At 68.3% G+C, this 19,214-nt stretch carries 17 protein-coding genes; 1 reads left to right on the top strand and 16 read right to left on the bottom strand.

Annotated elements, in window-relative coordinates:
- Window positions 1–28: 28 nt before the first annotated feature.
- Window positions 29–1,015: a DUF2169 family type VI secretion system accessory protein gene (locus AC57B5_RS07070; protein WP_496399118.1), complete on the top strand. Its 987-nt coding sequence runs from the start codon at window positions 29–31 to the stop codon at window positions 1,013–1,015.
- Window positions 1,016–1,023: 8 nt separating this feature from the next.
- Here the strand turns inward: AC57B5_RS07070 and AC57B5_RS07065 are convergent, their stop codons facing one another.
- From AC57B5_RS07065 to AC57B5_RS06990, 16 genes are all read right to left on the bottom strand, one after another.
- Window positions 1,024–1,473 (bottom strand): hypothetical protein, encoded by a 450-nt coding sequence (locus AC57B5_RS07065; protein ID WP_034393912.1) that lies wholly within the window; start codon window positions 1,471–1,473, stop codon window positions 1,024–1,026.
- Window positions 1,474–1,483: 10 nt separating this feature from the next.
- On the bottom strand, window positions 1,484–3,778 hold the full coding sequence (locus AC57B5_RS07060; protein ID WP_496399117.1) for a type VI secretion system Vgr family protein: 2,295 nt from the start codon (window positions 3,776–3,778) through the stop codon (window positions 1,484–1,486).
- A gap of 121 nt (window positions 3,779–3,899) precedes the next feature.
- The gene (locus tag AC57B5_RS07055) at window positions 3,900–5,015 is read right to left on the bottom strand and encodes a hypothetical protein (protein WP_496399116.1); all 1,116 of its coding nucleotides are present in this window, start codon (window positions 5,013–5,015) and stop codon (window positions 3,900–3,902) included.
- Window positions 5,016–5,080: 65 nt separating this feature from the next.
- Window positions 5,081–7,351: a S41 family peptidase gene (locus AC57B5_RS07050; RefSeq protein WP_496399115.1), complete on the bottom strand. Its 2,271-nt coding sequence runs from the start codon at window positions 7,349–7,351 to the stop codon at window positions 5,081–5,083.
- Window positions 7,348–10,089: a type VI secretion system ATPase TssH gene (tssH, locus tag AC57B5_RS07045; protein WP_496399114.1), complete on the bottom strand. Its 2,742-nt coding sequence runs from the start codon at window positions 10,087–10,089 to the stop codon at window positions 7,348–7,350. The genes AC57B5_RS07050 and tssH overlap by 4 nt, the downstream gene beginning before the upstream one ends.
- A 50-nt stretch (window positions 10,090–10,139) precedes the next feature.
- Window positions 10,140–10,676: a hypothetical protein gene (locus AC57B5_RS07040; RefSeq protein ID WP_496399113.1), complete on the bottom strand. Its 537-nt coding sequence runs from the start codon at window positions 10,674–10,676 to the stop codon at window positions 10,140–10,142.
- A 52-nt stretch (window positions 10,677–10,728) separates the two neighbouring features.
- A complete protein-coding gene (locus AC57B5_RS07035) occupies window positions 10,729–11,349 on the bottom strand; it encodes a hypothetical protein (RefSeq protein WP_496399112.1) in 621 nt (206 codons plus the stop codon).
- Window positions 11,350–11,354: 5 nt separating this feature from the next.
- A complete protein-coding gene (locus AC57B5_RS07030) occupies window positions 11,355–12,188 on the bottom strand; it encodes a hypothetical protein (RefSeq protein ID WP_496399111.1) in 834 nt (277 codons plus the stop codon).
- 24 nt (window positions 12,189–12,212) lie between these two features.
- Window positions 12,213–13,403, bottom strand: coding sequence for a type VI secretion system baseplate subunit TssG (gene tssG / locus AC57B5_RS07025; RefSeq protein WP_496399110.1), 1,191 nt, complete (start codon window positions 13,401–13,403; stop codon window positions 12,213–12,215).
- Window positions 13,400–15,274: a type VI secretion system baseplate subunit TssF gene (tssF, locus tag AC57B5_RS07020; RefSeq protein ID WP_496399109.1), complete on the bottom strand. Its 1,875-nt coding sequence runs from the start codon at window positions 15,272–15,274 to the stop codon at window positions 13,400–13,402. Before tssF ends, tssG begins: the two co-directional genes overlap by 4 nt.
- A gap of 23 nt (window positions 15,275–15,297) precedes the next feature.
- Entirely contained in the window at window positions 15,298–15,852 is a 555-nt protein-coding gene (gene tssE, locus AC57B5_RS07015; protein ID WP_012205683.1) for a type VI secretion system baseplate subunit TssE, read from the bottom strand.
- A 9-nt stretch (window positions 15,853–15,861) separates the two neighbouring features.
- The gene (locus AC57B5_RS07010) at window positions 15,862–16,392 is read right to left on the bottom strand and encodes a hypothetical protein (RefSeq protein WP_141831938.1); all 531 of its coding nucleotides are present in this window, start codon (window positions 16,390–16,392) and stop codon (window positions 15,862–15,864) included.
- Window positions 16,393–16,409: 17 nt separating this feature from the next.
- On the bottom strand, window positions 16,410–17,342 hold the full coding sequence (locus AC57B5_RS07005) for a hypothetical protein (protein WP_043823013.1): 933 nt from the start codon (window positions 17,340–17,342) through the stop codon (window positions 16,410–16,412).
- Window positions 17,343–17,389: 47 nt separating this feature from the next.
- A complete protein-coding gene (locus tag AC57B5_RS07000) occupies window positions 17,390–18,196 on the bottom strand; it encodes a type VI secretion system accessory protein TagJ (RefSeq protein ID WP_496399108.1) in 807 nt (268 codons plus the stop codon).
- Window positions 18,197–18,244: 48 nt separating this feature from the next.
- Window positions 18,245–18,796 carry a hypothetical protein gene (locus tag AC57B5_RS06995; RefSeq protein ID WP_496399107.1) on the bottom strand — a complete coding sequence of 184 codons (552 nt, stop codon included), beginning with the start codon at window positions 18,794–18,796 and terminating at the stop codon, window positions 18,245–18,247.
- A gap of 20 nt (window positions 18,797–18,816) precedes the next feature.
- Complete coding sequence (locus tag AC57B5_RS06990) at window positions 18,817–19,188, bottom strand: hypothetical protein (protein WP_013802359.1); 372 nt, start codon at window positions 19,186–19,188, stop codon at window positions 18,817–18,819.
- Window positions 19,189–19,214: the final 26 nt, after the last annotated feature.

Raw genomic sequence — 19,214 nt, 5'->3', positions numbered from 1 at the left:
ACAATGCCGCCCAGGAGGAACCCAAGCGATGCTGGACAATCTGACGCCGTTTGCTGCGGAAATACTGCCGGGACACAGCGCCGACGGCGGCCTGTGCTCCACCGTGGTGATCAAGGCCACGCTGGATTTCGCGGGCCGCGCAGTGGCACAGGGCAAGGCGGTGCCGGTGTTTCGGGGTGATGAGTCCTTTGATGGGAGCGGGCACGTGGTGCGCCACGAGGCCGATATCGCCCCGCTGAAATCCCGCGTGGATGTTCTGTTCAATGGCCATGCCCATGCACCTGGCGGCAAGGCTGTGGCACGTTTCGACGCGGGTCTGGCCATTGGCGGCGAAAACCGCGTCATCCGCGTCTTTGGCAAGCGCGTTTGGCGCCGCAAGATGGGGCTGGTGCCGGTGGTGCAGGAGCTGGAGCCTGCGCTCAAGGTCCCCCTGACCTACAACCTCGCCTTTGGCGGTGCGGATGCAGAAAATCCCGAAATATTTCACGGCCCCAATCCGGTGGGGGCGGGCTTCAGTGCAGGCCTTCCCCAGGACGGAGCGCCGATGCATCAGCTCGAATGGGCCGATGACCCGCTCCGATCGCCAGCCGACCGGATTTCGCCAGCCGGCTTTGGCTGCATAGGACGCAGCTGGTTGCCGCGTCGTGCCTTGTGGGGCAGCTATGCGGCTCAGGAGCTGGAACAGTCGCCGGGCCTTCTCTCGCGCATGCCGGCCTCGTTTGATCCGGCTGCATGGAACTGCGCCCATCCGCGCATGCAATTCAGGCGGGACCAGGTACGGGCGGGAACGAGGGTTGCCTGGGTCCACCTGAGCGCCGAGGGCGAGGGGGAGACCATCATTCCTGCTATCCGTCCGCAGCTCAGTTGGGTGATGCGTGGTGAGCGCGGCGCTGCAAGTCCCGAATTCGATACGCTGATCATTGAACCCGAGCATGGGCATCTGGTGCTCATATGGCGGCACACGCTTGCAGGGCATGTCCTGCGTGGTCTCGAAAGCGTTCAGGTCCATCTCTGATCCAGCCTTCAGTTGATGCGGACTTCGGCCGCATCCAGATCCAGCAGGTCCCGCGCGTCCTGCTCAATCGTCAGTGCGACCAGACGGACAAGGCCCTGGGCTGTCAGCTTCAGCGTGGCTTGCCCGCAACTGAGCGTGATGCAGTCCTGCGACTGCAGGCGGATGGCACGCTGCCCCCACGGCGCTGCAGGAGAAGGCGAGAGAACGGCTGTAATGGTGGCCCGCCCGGTGGGCAGGACTGCGAGCAGGACCTCGTCTCCGGGAACCAGTTCCGGAAGCAGAACGCCAGCGGGAGCCTGAAGCGAAACCACGGGGTCTTGCGCAAGGGCCACCAGATACAGGTCTTGTTCCTGAGCTTCGATGACTCGTCCAGCCAGGAGCTGTACGTTCGACACGGCGTGCTGCAGGCTGCCGTCATCGGACGGTTCGACAGGAATGCGTGCTTGTGGGATTGCCATGGGATTTCCTTCAAGCGGGGTTGATATGGCTGTCCGGAGACGACACGGTCACCTTGGAGCTGCCGCTGATGGAGATCGTCTGTCCGTTGACCTGCACGGTGCCGTCGCTGGTCATGCGCAACACGGCCTTGCCGCACTTGATCTCGATGGCGTCGCCCACGGTGATGGCCATTTCCTTGCCCACCGTGATCGTCTGCACCTCGCCAACGGTGGTGGCGGAGTTCTTGCCGACCGTCGCCGTATGGTTGTCGGCCGTGTCGTCGGTGCGGTTCTTGCCCACGCTGGTGGACTGGTTCTGACCTACTGAAACACTGCGGTTCATGAGCACCGTCGTGCTCTGGCTCAGCCCCACATTCACCACCATGGCCGCGCCCACATTGACGTTGTAGGCGGCGCCGATGTTCACCATCTTGGCCAGGCCCACGTTCTGCATGTAGGCCAGTCCGATGGTCTCTGTCTTGAAGCTGCCCACCTTGATCGACCAGTTGTTGCCGATCTTGTCCTTCTCGTTGCGGCCTATGGTCTTGCTGCGGTTCTTGCCGATGGAGATGTTCTCGTCGATGCCGACATCCTCGTTGCGGTTGTCGCCTATGCTGATCTTCTCGTTGTGGTCCACCCGCTCCGTGCGGTTGTTGTGCACGGTGATGGTCTCGTCGCGGTCCACGGTCTCGGTGCGGTCGCGGTGGATGACGTTGGTCTCGTCACGGTCCACGGTCTTGCGCCGGTCGTTGCCCACCCATTTGTCCTCATCGTTCTCGACTTCGGTGAGCTGGTCCTTTTGCGCATGCAGCCACAGCTGTTCGGCGCCCGCCTTGTCCTCGAAGCGGATGGCGTTGGCGTCGCCCTGGCCGTTCTTCATGCCCGCGCCCGGTGCGCCGCCCTTGCTGGATCTGGTCTTGATGCCCGATTGCGTGGCGTTGGCCGGCAGCGCCCAGGGCGGCATGTTGGAGGCGTTGTAGACGCAGCCCATGACGATGGGGTAGTCCGGGTCGCCGTTGAGGAAGTCCACGATGACTTCCATGCCGATGCGCGGGATGTGCACCGCGCCAAAGCCCGGCCCGGCCCAGCTGGTGGCCACGCGCATCCAGCAGCTGGAGTTCTCGTTCATACCGCCGATGCGGTCCCAGTGGAACTGCACCTTGACGCGGCCGTACTGGTCGCACCAGATCTCTTCGCCTGCGGGGCCGACGACGACGGCAGTCTGGGGGCCCGTGGTGCGCGGTTTGGCGGTGATGCGTTCGGGCTTGAAGGGCAGGCTGGTGGGCTGGGCCTGGAGCACGAATTTCTGGATCGAGCCCTCGCCGCTGCCGCCGTCGCTGACGCGCGGGTTCTCCTCAAAGGCATAGTCCACGGCCGTGACCAGGTAGGCCTGGTTCTGGTCGCCGCGCGGGTAGTTGTCCAGCGTGAAGGTGTAGCCCGGCGCCATGGCGCGGTGGTTGGAGCTGCCCTGCACCGTGCTCTGGCGCGTGAGGCTTTGCTGCAGGCGCACGCGGATGTAGTCCTCGCCGTCGCCGGTCTCGGTGTAGCCGCCCGGCCATTCGTAGATCTCGTAGGCGTCGTGCGCATGGCCGGGCGGGTTGCGCCGCATGTTGGACAGCTCGGCCCGGGGCTTCTTGAAGTCGTAGTCGTCGTTGTAGTGCCGGCCGGGCTTGACGCGCTGGTGCAGTTCCCAGGCGTGTATGCATTCCTCGCGCGCCACGGCGGCCTTGCCGGGCGGGTGGAAGGGGATGACGGCGCCGCCCTGCAGCGGGTCGTGCGAGGCGACGATGTCGTCGCCCAATGTCAGCACATGCTGGCCCGCGCTGTGCTGGTGGTAGTAGCAGATGCCCTCGTGCTCCATGAGGCGCGAGACGAACTGGAAGTCCGTCTCGTTGTACTGCACGCAGTACTCCCAGGTGCGGTAGGAGCGCGTCAGGCGCTGCTGCATGGGGTGGCCGTAGATGCCCAGGACCTCGTTGATGATGTCCGGCACGGTCTTGTTCTGGAAGATGCGGAAGTCGCTGCGGCGCGTGGCCAGCCACAGCCAGGGCGACAGGCGCGCGCGGTACAGGAAGTTGCGGTGCTCGTCCTGGCCGCGCATGCCGAAGGCCGTGACCAGGCCATCGATGTAGCGTTTGCCGCCGTCCTGGGTCTCCACCACCACGGTGGCGCCCTTGCCCAGCAGGGCCTTGGGATCGATGCCGTCGCTTTCGCTGAGCAGGTCGATCTCCAGGGCGAACAGATGGCTGATTTCCTCGCGACCCTGCAGCCGGCGCAGCTGCAGCTGGTCTGCCAGGGGGGTGTTGATGGTGACTCTGCGTGTCATGGTGTCGGATCTCGCGGTGCTTGGGGTGGAAGAGGGGTCGGGGCTTCAGGCCTGGATGGCGGGGCCTGCGTGCGCCGGTCGATGAAGGGCTTGCATGGGGTGGCTGGAAGGTCCTCTGCTGCTAGCGGGCTGCGTACACCAGCCCTGGACGGGCGCCATCGGCGTCATCCTGGGCGTCATCCATGACAGGGTGGCTGTCGAAGGGCTGGCCCAGCGCAATGAACTGGTAGTTGCCGCGCCGGTCGGTGAAAACCGCCAAGCCGCCCGGCGTCAGGGCTACGTTGAACCAGTCGTTGTCGGTTCCGGGCTGGTCCGGGTCCAGCGAGCCTGGCCGGCTCCGGGCCAGCACGCTGCCGGCCAGGCTCGCCTGGTTCAACACCCGGGTCTGCCGGCCATCCGCGCCATACAGCCGTAGCTCCCCGGTGGCTTCGACCTTGCGCAGGCCCTCGCCCAGTGGGACGGAACGCTTCAGGCTGGCCAGCACGAACCGGCCGCCCGGCGCCAGGTGCAGGTCGGGCGGGATGTCGTTGCCACCGCTGCGGAACTCGGCCAGGTGCACGATGCGCGCCTCGGCGCCCAGTGCCAGCGCGGCGCTCATGCCGCGCTGCCCGGGCAAGGCATAGATCAACAGCACATTGCCTGCCGACCATGCCTGGGCGCTGGTCCAGGCCATCGCATCCGCTGCCGTCCAGGCCTGGGCCTGCGCGGCCATGGCGGCGGCCGTGTCCTTGTCCTGGGGCTGCACGGCCAGGGCTCCATCAGCGGCGCGGGCCAGGCGGGGCAATGCATCGAAGCTGCCCAGATTGCGCGCTTGCTGCAGCGTCCAGCCCGGCAGGGCGAAGGTCAGCAGCTGGTAGGGCTTGCGGCCGTCCGCATCGGGGTCCAGCCGGCTGCTGGCAATGATGTTTACCACCCCGTCACTGCTGTCCTGCGCATCCTGCGTGACGACAGGGCGGGCAAGGCAGCCGCCAGGTCGAACTCCTGGCCGTGGCAGCGCCGCAATGGCCGCAGGCTTGCCGCTGCGCTCTGACAGTTGAAAACTGCCTGTCTTGGCCTGGTTCTTCAGATCGAGTCGATCCACCCGGCCATTGCAGTACACGGCATACAGGTAGCGGTACTGGCTGCGGTCGGTGGGATCTGCGGGATCGAGTGCCTTGGCCGCAACTGGCGTAGCGAGGGCAACCCGCATCTGGTCGGTGCTGGACGAGCAGCCCGCTGCCAGCGCGCTGGCAGCCATGACTGCACAAGTCACGAAACGGGCGGGGTTCAGGTGCGGTGGCATGGCGGCAAGGGCTTGTGGGTCTAGCGCGACGCCTGCGCGGTGCGGCTGCGATCCAGGTGGAGCACGGCGGCGTCCAGCAGCGGGTCGCCGCCGGCCTGGATGGAGGCGGTGAAGGCCGCGTCCACGGGCACGCGCAGGCGCGGGGTCAAGCCTTGGGCTTGTGCGGCGGGGTTGTTGCCGCCAGCGGGGCCGGTTTCTGCGAGCAGGGGGACTTGCACGATGAAGCCGGCTGGCAGGTGCACGCGCGTGGCGGGGCCTGTGGCGCCGGCCGTGGCGCTGGTGGCGACGATGTCGGCACGCTGGCTGTGCTGCAGCCAGGCAGCGAACAGTTCGCAGGGGCCGGCGCAGCCGGGGCCGGTGAGCACGGCGACGGGGGCCGTGAAGGGCGTGCCCGAGGCGGCCAGGGGCAGCTGGGCCGGCAGGCCCAGGCCGCCACGGCTGCGCCAGACGCGGGCGGCGGGGTCGAACAGGCGCTGGGCGGCGTCCTGCATGCGCAGCGGCTTGTCGCGCGTGTAGAGCGAGGCCAGCATGTGGGGCACCAGTTGGTAGGCGTCGTCGCCCCGGTGGGCGCGCAGGTCGATGACCAGGCCCGTGACCCTGGCCTGGGTGGCGGCGGCCAAGGCGCCCTCCCAGCGGTTGAGCTGGCCGGTGGCGCCGTCGGCAAAGCTGTCGAGGGCAATGTAGGCCAGGTTGCCGCCCTGGGCGCTGCGCAGCAGGAAGGAGGCGAGGGCGGGCTCGGCCGCAGGCAGGGCCGTGGTTGCGGCTGCGGCGGCGTCCAGGCGCAGGGTCTGCTCCTGGCTGGCCGAGGGGGCGCCGGCTGCGGTGCGCAGGCTCAGCGTGGCGGGCGTGCCCATGTCCAGCGCCAGCAGGTCGGCGCGGCGGGCGTCGGCACCGGCGCGCAGCGAGGCGGGGGCAATGCGGTCCAGGTAGCGTGCCGGGCTTTCCCCTTCGATGGCGAGGATGTCGCTGCCGGGCTGCAGGCCCGCCTTGGCGGCGGCTGAGCCTGGCGCCACGCTGGTGATGGCGATGCGGCCGTCCTCGCGCAGCCAGGTGCGCGGCATGGGCAGGTTGACGCTGCCGCGTGCCAGCAGCTGCGGGGACAGGCCCCGGTCTGTGCGGGCGGGCCAGGCCTGGCCGCCGGGCAGCAGAACGCGGTATTGGCCGTCGCCCAGGCGCTGGCCCATTTCTGCCAGGGCCTGGGCCTGTGCGGCGCTGTCGCCGCGCTCGGCGGCGGTCTGCAGGCGCTGGCCGTAGTCGGCACGCAGCTTGCCGGCATCAAAGCCGCTGGCAGCGGCCAGCGGGTGGCGCTCGGCAATGAGGCCGATGAGGGCCTGGGCCGCATCGCCTGCGCCCAGGCGGGACAGGTCGATGTCCTGCGCGGGCTGGACGGCGTGGAAGGCCAGGGCGATTTCCCGGGCGCGGTCGAAGCGCAGGCCCTGCGGCTCCAGCGTGACCACGGTGTAGCCGCGCGGCAGGGTGACCATGGGGTCGTCGGCGGTGAACAGGCGCCCGTCGGCGCCAAAGCCGGAAGGGAAGCGCTGCGTGGCATCGCTGGCCCAGACCAGCAGCTTGCCGCCCGTGGGCTCCAGGATGTCGCCGCTTTGGCGCGGCCATTCGGTGCGCACCGAGCTGGCGCGCAGCATGGCGTGCTGCTCTATGGCGTCCAGGCTGCGCCGGCCCGCGCGCTGGGGCACGTCGGCGTGGACGGACAAGGCGAAGATGCGCACGCCCCGGCCACCGGGGCGCGCGCGGCCGGTGGACAGGTCATAGGTCGTGCCTTCGGGGTCGCCGGGCAGTTCGATGGCCACGCCGGTGCTGTCGCCGCGCGGCAGGGCCAGCCATTGCGACTTGGCCGGCGCCACATGGGCGGCCTGGCGCTGCACGAGGTACGGCCCCTGGTCCATGAGCGCGACCACGGCCTGGCCGCGCCGGGCGCTGTCCGTCCAGGCGTCGCCCAGCACGGCCATGACGCGGCGTGGGCCGCCCTGGTCGTCCTGCACGGGGGCGGCGCCGGAGGGCGGCGACTGTGCCGCCTCGGGCTGGGCCTGGTTGCGGTCCCACCAGGCACGGGCCTCGCTGGTGGCACCGGTGGCCGCGTTGGTGGCCGTGCTGGCCGCGCTGCGGCCGGCCTCCAGCGCCTGCTGGCCGGCCGTGGCGGCGCCCGAAGCCCGCTGCACGGTGTCGGCAGCCTGGCCGATGGCGCCCAGGTCCAGCGCCTGCGCGGCCGGGGCGGCCAGCAGCGCGGCGGCAATCACTGCCGTGGTGGCGCGTGGAAGATGGCGCCCGCTCATGCGGGCTCCGCAGCGCGGGTGCGCACGTCCAGCGTGAAGTCGTCGCCGCTGGCGCCGGCGTGCAGGCTTTGCAGTTCCTGGCCTTCCACGGTGGCCTGCAGGAAGTGGGTGGCCATGCGCGGCAGCAGGTTCTGGGTGAGGATGCCATCCACCATGCGCGCACCGGACTCGACCTCGCTGCAGCGGCGGCGCACCAGGTCCACGGCGGCTTCGTCGAAGCTGAACTGCGCGCCGTGGCGCTCTTCGATGCGCCGCTGTATGCGCAGCATCTGCAGCCGGATGATCTGCTCCAGCATGGCGTCGGAGATGGGGTAGTAGGGCACCACCGTCAGGCGGCCCAGCAGCGCGGCGGGGAAGGTCTGCAGCAGCGGCTGGCGCACGGCCTGGGCCAGGCCTTCCGGCGTGGGCGCCAGGTCCGGGTCGCGGCACATGTTGGCAATCAGGTCCGAGCCCACGTTGGAGGTCAGGATGATGACGGTGTTCTTGAAGTCGATGTAGCGGCCCTCGCCGTCCTCCATCCAGCCCTTGTCGAAGACCTGGAAGAACATCTCGTGCACGTCGGAGTGGGCCTTTTCGATTTCGTCGAGCAGGACCACGCTGTAGGGGCGGCGGCGCACGGCCTCGGTGAGCACGCCGCCTTCGCCGTAGCCCACGTAGCCCGGTGGCGCGCCCTTGAGGGTGGAGACGGTGTGCGCCTCCTGGAACTCGCTCATGTTGATGGTGATGAGGTTCTGCTCGCCGCCATACAGGGCTTCGGCCAGGGACAGCGCCGTCTCGGTCTTGCCCACGCCCGAGGGACCGGCCAGCAGGAACACGCCGATGGGCTTGCCCGGGTCGTCCAGCCGCGCGCGCGAGGTCTGGATGCGGCGCGTGATGGCCTCCAGGCCGTGGCGCTGGCCGATGACGCGCTTCTCCAGCGTGTCGGCCAGCGAGAGCACGGACTGCACCTCGTCGCGCACCATGCGGCCCACGGGAATGCCGGTCCACTCGGCCACCACGGCGGCGACCACGCCGGCATCGACCACGGGCTGCAGCAGCGGGGAATCGCCCTGCAGCTCGGCGAGCTGGCGGCGCAGCGCTTCCAGCGCGGCCACGCTGGGGGGCTCGGCAGGTTCGGTTGCGGTGGCTTCGGCGGCCGTTTCCGGTGCCGCAGCGGACGGGTCTGCGGCTGCGCCGGTGGAGAAGACGGGTGGCTTCAGGCCCATGAGGGCAGCCTCGGTTTCCAGGATGCGGCGCGCCAGCGCGCTTTCCTGGCCAAAGCGTTCGGCCAGCGTGGCCTGGCGGTCGCGCAGGCTGGCCAGGTCGGTTTCCAGCGCCTGCAGGCGCTCGGCCGTGGGCAGGCCGAGGGCGGCCTCGCGCAGCAGCACTTCCTGCTCCACGCCCAGGGCCTCGATGCGGCGCTGCACGGCTTCCAGCTGGGCGGGCGTGGCATGCAGGGCCATGGCCACGCGCGAGCAGGCCGTGTCCAGCAGGCTGACGGCCTTGTCGGGCAGCTGGCGCGAGGGAATGTAGCGGTGCGACAGGCTGACGGCCGCGGCCACCGCGTCGGCCGCAATGCGCACCTGGTGGTGGTTTTCCAGCTTGGCGGCCACGCCGCGCAGCATGTCCACGGCGCGGGGCTCGTCGGGCTCGTGCACCTGAACGAGCTGGAAGCGGCGGGTCAGGGCCGGGTCTTTTTCGATGTATTTCTTGTACTCGGCCCAGGTGGTGGCGCCGATGGTGCGCAGCGTGCCGCGCGCCAGGGCGGGCTTGAGCAGGTTGGCGGCATCGCCCGTGCCGGCCTGGCCGCCCGCGCCCACCAGGGTGTGGACTTCGTCGATGAAGAGCACGATGGGCGTGGTGCTGGACTGCACGGCGTCCAGCAGGCCGCGCAGGCGGTTCTCGAACTCGCCCTTCATGCTGGCGCCGGCCTGCAGCAGGCCCACGTCCAGCACGCGCAGCTCCACGCCCTGCAGCGGCGGCGGCACGTCGCCCTGGGCGATGCGCAGGGCCAGGCCTTCGACCACGGCGGTCTTGCCCACGCCGGCCTCACCCACGAGGATCGGGTTGTTCTGGCGGCGGCGCAGCAGGATGTCCACCATCTGGCGCACTTCGTCGTCGCGGCCCGTGACCGGGTCCAGCTCGCCGGCCTTGGCGCGGGCCGTCAGGTCCACGGTGTATTGCTGCAGCGCGCCGCCCTGGCCGGGCGCGGCGCCCGTGGCCTGGCTGGCTTCGCCCGGCGTGCCTTCCAGCCCGCTGCCATCGGCCGCGCGCATGCGTGCCTCGGGCGAGTCGGGCAGCAGGCGGGCGAAGGCATCGCTGAGCGCGGGCTCGGAGATCTTGTCGAATTCGCGCGAGATGGAGCGCAGCTCATTGGCCAGCGAGCGCGTGCGCACCATGCCCGACAGCAGATAGGCGCTGCGAATCTGGCTGTCGTTGAACATCAGCGTGGCATAGACCCAGCCGCGCTCGATGGCGGTCTCTATGTGCTCGGAGAAGTCGCTGATCGAGGTGGCGCCCCGCGGCAGCTGGTCCAGGCGGCGCAGCACATCGGCGGCCAGGCGGTCGGAGGCGATGTCGAAGTGGCGCAGGATGCGGATCAGGTCGCAATCGTTTTCCTGCAGCAGCTGGTGCAGCCAGTGCACCAGCTCCACATAGGGATTGCCGCGCAGCTTGCAGAACACGGTGGCGCCTTCCAGCGACTTGAACAGCAGCGGGTTGAGCTTGCCGAAGAGGGATTGGCGGCTGATTTCTGTCATGGGTCTTGGGTGCGAAAAAAGAGTGAATGAATGGGGGCCGGGAATGCCGGCTAGCGGCGGGGGCGGACTTCGACCTTGCGGCCCTTGGCCTGGCACTGCGCCAGCAGCCGGTCGACCCAGGCGCGTTCGACGAGGAAGCTGCTGCCGGTGATTTCCTGCGCCGTTTCACGGACGCCAGTGGCCAGGCGGATGGATTTGTTGCGCGCCATGCCTTCGCCGTACTCCTCGGCCTCCTGCGGCGTGGCATGTGCCGGGGCCACCAGCGAGCCCAGGCTGAGAATCTCGCCGCCGTCTTGCCAGATCATCCAGACGAAGGGGCTTGGATCTTCGGGCGGCGCGGAGTGCTGCTGGACAAAGCAAAAGTGCTGACGCCTTCCCGCCAAGGAGGTGTCTGCGTACTGCAGCTTGAGTCGAAGGTAGGCGCGCAGTACGGCAGGCGAAGGGATGCTGGCCTTGACGGGACGTGAGAAGTCGTCAGGAGGGAGACCCTGGGAGGTTGCTGGCGCAGGGCTGCCGTTGTCTGCCGCAGCATTGGCCTGAGCCAGGACTGTTGCGGGCAGGGCCAGCGCGGCCACCAGACAGGCCATCCGGCACATCCGGCTGGGCGGCAACCAGGATTGGTGGAGATGCGGCATTCGGCTATCGGGCAGGAGCCACTTTGATGGTGCGGCCCTCGGCCTTGCACTGCGCCAGCAGCAGGTCCACCCAGGCACGCTCGACGAGGATGCTGCTGCCGGTCGTTTCCTGCGCCGTTTCACGAACGTCGGTCGCGAGGTGGATGGCCTTGGCTTCGGCCAAGGCATCTCCGTCCCATTGCGCTTCATCCGGCGATGGTTTGGCGGTGAAGCGGCGCTGCCCCAGATTGGCGATCTGGCCGCCTTCCAGCCAGACCATCCAGACCGATGAGCGCGCAGGGGTTACGGTGCGGTTGTGCTGCTGCACGAAGCAAAAGTGCTGCCTGCTCTGGGCTTTCTGGGTGTTGTTGGCTTCGTCCTTGGCTTGCAGATAGTTGCGAAGGGCCGCAACCGATGCCACGTAGTGCGAGGCCGGGCGCGAGAAGTCGGCGGCCGCGGCGTGTTTTGGTGCGGCATCGGCTGTGTCTGCCGGTGCTGCAGCGCCAGCGTGCCAACTTGCGACTGCGAGGAGGGTCAGGCATGCGGCTCGTGCGAGACCGACCGAGATGCTGGCCGGCTTCGCAAGGGCAGGCATTGCGCAATGGCCGTGGTGGCTGGGCTGGATGGCTTGTTGAAGTTCAGGCATGGGCTTCAGTCCTTCTTGCGCAAGCGGGTATGGGTGTAGAACGTGTTGCCGGACAGGGTCTTGTGTTCGCGGAATTCGGGGCCTGGCTGGGGGGCTTCAGTGGTTTTCCAACCGAAGAGCCCTGTGGATGTGGGGTCCGGGGGCACTGGCGCCTGGGCGATGTCGATGGCGGCCTGCACAAAATCCAGATAGGCCTTGCGCTGCGGGTGAAGGCCGTTGTTGGCGTTCTGGAGATACTTTTGAAGGTTTCCTGCCATTTCGGATGGCAGCGTGGGATACAGGTTGAATCCGTGGAACTGGACCGATCCACGGTCGTTTGCCATGACGATGTCTTTTTCGCTGGTGGCGCCACGTGCCATGAAATCCCCGGGATTCGGGCTCTTGAGGCGGTTTTCGATCACGCGCCGCATCCATTGCATGGAAGTCCGAATGTCTTCAATTCGCCAGCTTGAGCCACCGAGTGCGGGCGAGGTGTTCTCCGCCAGGAACAGCCTTGCCAGCATCCCCTCCGTCGTGCTCTCCGCAGGCAGCGAAATGCTTTTCTCCACCTGCACGGTGATGGCTGCGGGCATGACGCTGAGCCCGGCTCCCTGCACAGCCACGATGCTGAGCTTGGTGAGCCCGGGCTGCTGCGCCACGAAGTCGAATTGCCAGCTGTCGGCGCGGGCGTTGTGGGCGGGGGGCTGGGCCGCAAGAATGCTGGGCGCATCGATCCTGGCGCCCAGCTTGTAGGTCTTTGCGACAGCCTCGATCTTGACGCGCAGGCGGTTGCCTTCGACCAGCGTCAGCGTGGAAGGGACCGGGGCGTTGTGCGGGAACTTGATCTGTACGGTGGGCATGTGTGCGAGCAGGGAAGTGGTGATTCAGTGGTTCGGTGATTCAGTGGTTCGAGGGCTGGGGCCGGGGCGCCGGCCCCGCACGGGCTGGCGGCGCTGGCGCAGCCAGGCTTCGGGGTCCAGGCGGAAGTCGCGCGCGTCCTGGGCGGGCTCGGCGTGGGTGAGCCAGGTGGTCCAGCCCAGCTGGGTGCTGCTGCCCAGCCGGGCGGCAGGCACTTCCTGGCGGCGCAGCACCAGCACGTAGTCCCAGGCGAATTCGATGCCCAGGTAGTTGCGCACCCAGTCCACCAGGGTCTGGAACAGTGCGGCCTGGGGCAGCAACTGCTGGTATTGCTCCAGACCCAGCGGGCCGAGCACCAGGCGGAACTTGCTTTGCGCATCGGGCACGCGCGAGCCCACGACGGCGTCCACGCCCAGGCGCGAGTTGCAGGGGCGGCCCTGCAGCCGGGTCTGCTGCTCGGGCTCCAGCTCCAGGTGGTGCAGGCAGTTTTCTTCCAGCTTCACGGGAATCTGGAAGTAGTGCGACAGGGCCTGGCACAGTCCTTCGGGGTTGCGCGTCCAGCGGGTCAGATGGCCGGCCATGAAGCGCTTGGCGTGGTCTGGCACGTCGTCGCGCGCGCGCTGGCTGGGCAGGCCGGCGCCTATGAAACTGTCTATGTAGCGGCCAAAGGGGTCTTCGCCCGGGCGGTCCAGCGATGCGGTGGGCTGTGCGTCCGACCAGGCGCGGAACAGCAGCAGCAGCATGCGGTGGTGAAAGATGTCGGAAAAGCGTGCCAGCGTGGCGTCGTCATGCTGGCGCAGGCGCTCGCGCACGTATTCGGTGATATGCGTGGGCAGCGGGCCGTTGGGGCCGTAGAGGCCGAAGTTCCAGACCGTCATGCGCTCGGGCTCGCCGGCGCGCGAGGGCAGGATTTCTGCAATGGTGGCGGGGGCGAAGGCCAGCGACGGGTCCTGGCCCAGGCGCAGCGGCTCGTCCTTGGGGCGCGTGGCTTGGCCCAGGCGCGGCAGCGCGGGATGGCGTGCCTGCAGGTAGCGCAGGCTGTGCATCAGGTCGAACTGGTAGGGCTTGGCGCTCAGGCGCTGCCAGAACAGGCGCGCCCGGGCGTCGTCGGGCCCGGCGGCCTGCACGGGCGCACGCGCGGGCGCCGGCACTGGAGCCGGAGCCGCAGACTGGGGGTGTTCCGGTTCGGGCAGCGGGGCGTGGGCGGCATTGCTCATATGCCGGGCCTTTGTCCGGGGCGCGGAGTCCAGCGCGCGACGGGGCCGCGCTGGCGCGAGTGCAGCTGCAGCTCGGTGAAGCTGTTGACGCCCACATGGCGGGCGAAGAATCGCTCCAGCACATTGGACAGGGGCCAGGGGCTGACGCCGGCCATGGCCGGCTCGTCCACGCTCAGGTGTACGCCCACGCCACGGCCGTAGACCAGCTGGCGGTGCTGGGGCAGGCGGCGCGTGATGGGTTCGATGCGCATGCCCTGGATGGCGGCGATCTGCCCGGCCAGCTGGTGGTTGCCCAGGTCCAGGTACAGGCGCAGCAGCTCCTGCAGCGTGGCCGCGCCTTCCTCGTCGGACAGATCGGTCATGGCCAGGTAGTTCAGGCTCAGGTGGGAGATCAATCGCCAGGTCAGGCCTCCGTCGGCCACGGCGGGGATGGGCGCGCTGGGGCCGGCGATGGCGCGGGCCCATTCCACGGGCGCCGATTCCTGCAGCGCAAAGTCGCCGCCCGGCTGGTTGACGCGCATGAGCAGGGGCAGGTCGCGGTTGGTGCACAGGGTGTGCATGGACAGCTGCTTGAGGTCGTCGGAGAACGGGGCCTCGCGCTGGTCTACCAGGGAGATGAAGACTTCCGAGCCCAGGTACTGCGTGCGCGGGCCGCTGCGCAGGCTGCGCTCGGAAAACAGCCGGGGCTCGCGCCGCGTGGTGAAGTAGGCCTGCTCGGTGGAGTGCAGGCCGTGCGTGGATGCGTACAACGGCGCGAATTCGCGGTCCTGGGTCTTGCCTTCGTGGTGGCCGGTGACGGCCTGCACGCCGTAGACCTCGAAGTCCAGCGGCCGCGTGCGGTCGGGAATGACGTGGTACTCGTGCACGTTGGAGGCCACATGCAGGCGGTCCGCCGTGTACTCGAACAGGTTGATGGCCGGAATGCAGTGCATCAGCAGCTTGGCCGCGTCGATCTGCGGCTCCAGCGTGGGCGCGGCGCGGCGCAGCAGCACGGTGATGCCCACGCCGTCATGGGCAATGCGGCGCATGCTGCGCGACAGGCCGTTGATCGAGAAGAACCGCTGCCGTGCGGGAAACGCAAAGTACTCGTGCAGCAGACGGTGGCCCTGGAAGGCGCGGTGCGAATAGGGGATCAGCGCCTGCTCGCTGTCATGGCCTTCGGCGCGCAGTGCATCGGGCTGCAGCACGTCCCAGACCTGGCGCGGGTCCTGCGGGTGGTGGACAACGATGGCCAGCGTCTGCGTGTGGATGAGTTCCTGCAGGTGGGAGGCGACGACATCGCCCGCATGGATGTAGACCCACAGCTGGTCCATCGCCAGCTGCATGCACTGCGAGGCGTCCAGCGTGGCCAGCTGCAGGCGCAGGTGGCCGCCGGCCTCGCCCAGCTGGGGCACGAGGGCATGGGGCAGGTCCAGCGCCGGGCCGCCCAGGCGCGCCTGGCGTATTTCCAGCGGCCACAGCGTCAGCGGCCCGCCGGTGCGGAATTCGCAGATGGTCTGCTCTTCCTGTGACTTGTGGGTGCGCAGCACGCTGTCAGAGGGCAGGGTGAAGCCGTCCACGAGGTTGCCTTCCTTGGCGCTGGGCTTGAGCTGGACTACCACCATGGATGGCGTGGGCGCCAGGTAGTGGGGGCAGACCATCTCCATCATGCGCTGGGACAGGCGCGGAAACTCCGCATCCATCTTCAGCTGGATGCGCGCGCTCAGAAAGCTGAAGCCTTCCAGCAGGCGCTCCACATAGGGGTCGGCCACATCGGTGTCGTGCAGGGAAAGGCGGCCCGCCACCTTGGGGAAGGCTGCGGCGAACTCGGCGCCCAGCTCGCGCAGATAGGCCAGTTCGCGGTTGTAGTACTCGACGAGGCGGGGATTCATGGTGTGTGTGGCGGCGTCCGGGCTCAGGCCCTGAGGTTTTGCAGCGAGACCTGGCCGGTCTCCAGGTCCAGGCTGGTCTTGAGCAGCAGCTCCAGCGGATAGGGCATGGACCAGAACTGGCAGCGGATCTCGAACTGCAGCGTGTTGTGGTGGTTGAGCTGCTCGGTGGAGGCCAGCAGCGTCACGGCCAGCGTCTTGGGCAGGATGCGCGGCTCGAAGGCCAGGATGCTTTCGCGGATGCTGCGCTCCACATGGCTCCAGTCCAGCTCGGACAGCAGCTGGCCGGCCAGCGGCGGCATGCCGTAGTTGATGACCGAGCGCTGCACATGCTCCAGCCCCTCCATCTCCACGTGGTCCCAGGCATCGCGCGCATTCAGCAGCCAGCCCAGGTCGCGCAGCAGGGCCTCGCGCAGGCGGGATTCGTTCACGAAGACCGCATCGGGCCGCTCGGTGCGCAGATGGGGCTCATGGTCGGTCAGCCGGTCCAGCAGGGCGGGCTGCAGCCGGTCCTTGGCTGCGGTCGCCTGGTTCTGGCGCGTGCGCAGCGTGGGCATGGGGTTGAGGGGACTGGGGCGCATGCAGGGTCCTCAGGAGCTGAAGTGGCTGGAAAGGGAGGGCAGGCTGGAGGACTCCTTCCCCCGCAGCGCCTGCTCATTCACCCATTCCCGGCTTTTGCCGCGCACGCACCATGCGGGGTTGCTGACCCAGTCGGTGAAGTACATGCTGGGATGGCCTTGAAGGATGTTGCAGCGCTCGTATCCCATCCGGGGCATGGCGTAGTGCTGCAGTGGCGCAACCACCAGAAAGGACACGGCAATGGAAAGCACATTGATGGCGAGGACGCCCATCAGTGCGTACTCCACCTTCTTGAGCACGGTCTTGCTGCAGGGAATGGCATTGGCGATGACCGCTGCAACCATCACCAGCGGGAAGGCGAGCGCTGTGATGGCCAGTGGCGACAGCGGCGTGATCCTGACGGCGGGCGCGCGATCGAGCAGGCCCCGGATGTCGGGCGCAATCTCCGCCAGCACCAGGTACGCATTGGCCGCGAGCAGGGCCATGCCAAGGGGGATGGCCCAGATGGCGTTCCTGCGGTTCTGGCGGACGCGGTCTTGCATGGAGTATTCGGTCCCTGTCACTTCTGGCGGTTGATGCTGCACAAGAGGCCGGTACTGCCGGGGCCGGGCGCGCAGGCGATGTCGCCGTCGGGCTGCTGGCCGTTGTCCTGGTTCAGCTTCTTCCATTCGGGCGACTGGGTGTTGACGCGGTACAGGCCTTGGGGCGTGTCATCGGTCAGGGATTTCAGGGCGGAAATCACCTTTTGCTTGATCTGCCATTTCTGGTCGGCTGCATTCAGCGCCATGCCTGTGACCAGCACGGCCACGGCCATGGCGGCCAGCGGGAGCACGGCCACGGCGGTGGCGCCAGCCACGGCAGCGCCTATGCCAAGGCCCACCATGGTGGCCAGGCCGGCCTTGACGGCCTCCACGCCAATGCCCCCGACCAGGTCGTGCATGGTCTTTTCGTCGTTGAACATGAAGTCCAGCGACTCGATGAGGCTGGAGACCACCACGCCCAGGATGAAGCCGCCCCTGGCCACGTTCTGCAGCCCGCGCATGCCCAGGCCCATCTGCACCATGCGCGGGTTGGAGGCCAGGTAGCGCGTGCCGCGCAGCAGGTGGCCGCGCAGGCCCGCATGGCCCCTGATGATGATGTAGGTGCCGCTGGACGTGGTCTTGACGTAGGAGCCCACGCCGGCCATGCCCAGGGCCTGCAGGGTTCTGGCGATCATGTAGGCATCCATGGAGCCCAGGGCCGCAGGCGCGACCCAGGGCTCGCCCACGTTGGGACTCATCACCTTGGTCCAGTACTCGCCCAGCGGCGTCTGCGCCAGGATGGCGTGCAGCCGGGAGGCGAGCCGCGGGTCGATGCGTGCCTTGTCCGCGAGGATGCCCAGGTACTCCAGGGGCGTGAGCACCAGGACATCCAGCTGGCGCCGTTCCATCTCATCGGCGATGGACTTGGCGTAGTTGACTTGGAAGAGGGTGAAGGCAATCGATGCGGACATTGTGGGCAGGTGTCTGGTCTTGCGGGTGATGAAAAAGAGGCGGGGGATCAGGCGGCGGTGCTCAGCGTGAGCTGGCGCACCTGCAGCATGGGAAAGTCCTCGGAGTCGGTGACCCAGATGCGCTGGCCGTGGCCGGCCACGTGGCCCGAGGATTCGTCAGGATCGGAGGCATCTGTGTCCAGCGGGCTCCACTGCGTGCGGCGCGACATGCGGACGGCGTCGTCATCGCCGGGCGCCAGCGGATAGCGCGCAGGCATGAAGCCCTGCAGCGCGCCACCCTCGCGCAGCGTGACCTCGCAGGGCAGCCAGATCAGGTCGCGCAGGTCCTGCACGGGCTCGAAGCCGATCTGTGCAATGGCGTCGAAGGGCAGCCAGTAGTAGCTGCCGTGCGCCAGCAGCTCGCAAACGGGGCCCAGGCGGGTATCGCTGTCGGCCAGCCATTCGAAGCGGTGCTCGCCCATGTGGCCGGCCGTGGCGGGCGCCTCGTCCAGGGCGCGGGCACGCAGGTCCTGGGCGGCCGCTCCTTCATGGGCCAGGGCGTCGATCAGGCAGGCCAGCCATTGCGCGGGCTCGCCCATGAGAAAGGGCTTTTTCTTGCCGGCGAAGACCTCGGCGCGCAGCACTTCGCAGCGGATGGCCTCGCGGTAGGCGCGCGCCATGGGCTCGCACGACGGGTCGAGCTGGGCGCACAGCTGCAGCTGCTCCAGCGCCTTTTGCCATTCGCCCAGCACGCACAGCAGTTGGAAGTAGTAGACGCGCAGGGGAGCAGAGGCCGGGGCCTGGCGGATCTGGTCCTTCAGGGCCTTGAGTTGCTCGTCCAGGGAAAGCTGTGAGGTGAAGCTGGGCAGGGGCATGGTGAAAACGCAGGAAAAAGAGAGGGGCGGGGTGCGGATGCGCCCCGGTCAGTCGTCGTAGGAGCGGCAGCCCCAGCGCACGGCGTCGGGCGCCTCGCCGGCCACATGGCCGATGACGATGCGCGGTGGCGTCTCGTCCAGGCCCTTTCTGAGCGGCATGGCGCGTGCGTACTGGGCGGGCAGCTCGCCGAAACCTTCCAGGTTCCAGCTGCTGCGCGCCTGTGGCCGGGCCTTGGTGCGCTGGACCAGCGCCTGCAGGCTGCCCGTGGCGCGCGCCGCGACAATGCTGCCGCTGCCGCCGCGCACGGTGATGGAGGACACCTGCGTGCCATCGATCTCCAGCGGCGTGGCAAACAGATAAAGCAGGTCCAGGCTTTCGCCGGGCGCGCGGTCCACCACGGTCACGCCCTGCGCGCGCAGGCGCTGGGCGAGCGCTTCGTCGCGGCCATCGGGAAACTCGATGCGGCAATGCAGGGCTTCGGCGAACAGGGTGGTGATGTCCGCTGCCGTTGCTGTTGTCGTGACGGGGGCGGCCTGCACCGTGGCGCAGGCCGTGCCGGCCAGCAGCAGGGTGAAGCAGGCTTTGGAAAAGGCGTTCATGGCGTGGCTCAATGGGCGCATCAGGGATGGCGGTAGATCTTGAAAGCGGGCTTGTGGGTGCGGTAGCCGGGGCCTGCCCAGAAACCGTTCTGCTTGAAGTCCGAGATCCAGACGCTTCCGTCGAACATCTGCATGTGGCCGGCGGGCGATGAGGTGAAGCCCTGCATCACGGCCACATCGCCTTTCTTGTAGCCACCTTCAGGCATGGCGTCGTAGCGTGTGAAGCCGGCGGCCACCAGGCTGGTGCCGTAGTCCTTGGCATCGCGCGTGCGCTGCAGTGCGATGCCGCCAGCGCCGATCGCATCGCGCACATAGCGCGCGCAGTAGCCGGCGGAGCTGGCGCGGGCATTGGTCTGCAGGGTGGCGACGGCGTTGTCTACATTCCAGGGCATGAAAAGCCTCTCTGAGTTGGGTCCTG

It is taken from the genome of Delftia sp. BGA-UO-ETr-SB1 (genome assembly GCF_059567865.1).
This window is presented reverse-complemented; position numbering and strand designations above follow the sequence as displayed.

Bases quoted from the DNA above. Each gene is read 5' to 3' on its own strand.
- AC57B5_RS07070 (WP_496399118.1), top strand. From the start codon at position 29: ATGCTGGACAATCTGACGCCGTTTGCTGCGGAAATACTGCCGGGACAC.
- AC57B5_RS07065 (WP_034393912.1), bottom strand. From the start codon at position 1,473: ATGGCAATCCCACAAGCACGCATTCCTGTCGAACCGTCCGATGACGGC.
- AC57B5_RS07060 (WP_496399117.1), bottom strand. From the start codon at position 3,778: ATGACACGCAGAGTCACCATCAACACCCCCCTGGCAGACCAGCTGCAG.
- AC57B5_RS07055 (WP_496399116.1), bottom strand. From the start codon at position 5,015: ATGGCTGCCAGCGCGCTGGCAGCGGGCTGCTCGTCCAGCACCGACCAG.
- AC57B5_RS07050 (WP_496399115.1), bottom strand. From the start codon at position 7,351: ATGAGCGGGCGCCATCTTCCACGCGCCACCACGGCAGTGATTGCCGCC.
- tssH (WP_496399114.1), bottom strand. From the start codon at position 10,089: ATGACAGAAATCAGCCGCCAATCCCTCTTCGGCAAGCTCAACCCGCTG.
- AC57B5_RS07040 (WP_496399113.1), bottom strand. From the start codon at position 10,676: ATGGCCTGTCTGGTGGCCGCGCTGGCCCTGCCCGCAACAGTCCTGGCT.
- AC57B5_RS07035 (WP_496399112.1), bottom strand. From the start codon at position 11,349: ATGCCTGAACTTCAACAAGCCATCCAGCCCAGCCACCACGGCCATTGC.
- AC57B5_RS07030 (WP_496399111.1), bottom strand. From the start codon at position 12,188: ATGCCCACCGTACAGATCAAGTTCCCGCACAACGCCCCGGTCCCTTCC.
- tssG (WP_496399110.1), bottom strand. From the start codon at position 13,403: ATGAGCAATGCCGCCCACGCCCCGCTGCCCGAACCGGAACACCCCCAG.
- tssF (WP_496399109.1), bottom strand. From the start codon at position 15,274: ATGAATCCCCGCCTCGTCGAGTACTACAACCGCGAACTGGCCTATCTG.
- tssE (WP_012205683.1), bottom strand. From the start codon at position 15,852: ATGCGCCCCAGTCCCCTCAACCCCATGCCCACGCTGCGCACGCGCCAG.
- AC57B5_RS07010 (WP_141831938.1), bottom strand. From the start codon at position 16,392: ATGCAAGACCGCGTCCGCCAGAACCGCAGGAACGCCATCTGGGCCATC.
- AC57B5_RS07005 (WP_043823013.1), bottom strand. From the start codon at position 17,342: ATGTCCGCATCGATTGCCTTCACCCTCTTCCAAGTCAACTACGCCAAG.
- AC57B5_RS07000 (WP_496399108.1), bottom strand. From the start codon at position 18,196: ATGCCCCTGCCCAGCTTCACCTCACAGCTTTCCCTGGACGAGCAACTC.
- AC57B5_RS06995 (WP_496399107.1), bottom strand. From the start codon at position 18,796: ATGAACGCCTTTTCCAAAGCCTGCTTCACCCTGCTGCTGGCCGGCACG.
- AC57B5_RS06990 (WP_013802359.1), bottom strand. From the start codon at position 19,188: ATGCCCTGGAATGTAGACAACGCCGTCGCCACCCTGCAGACCAATGCC.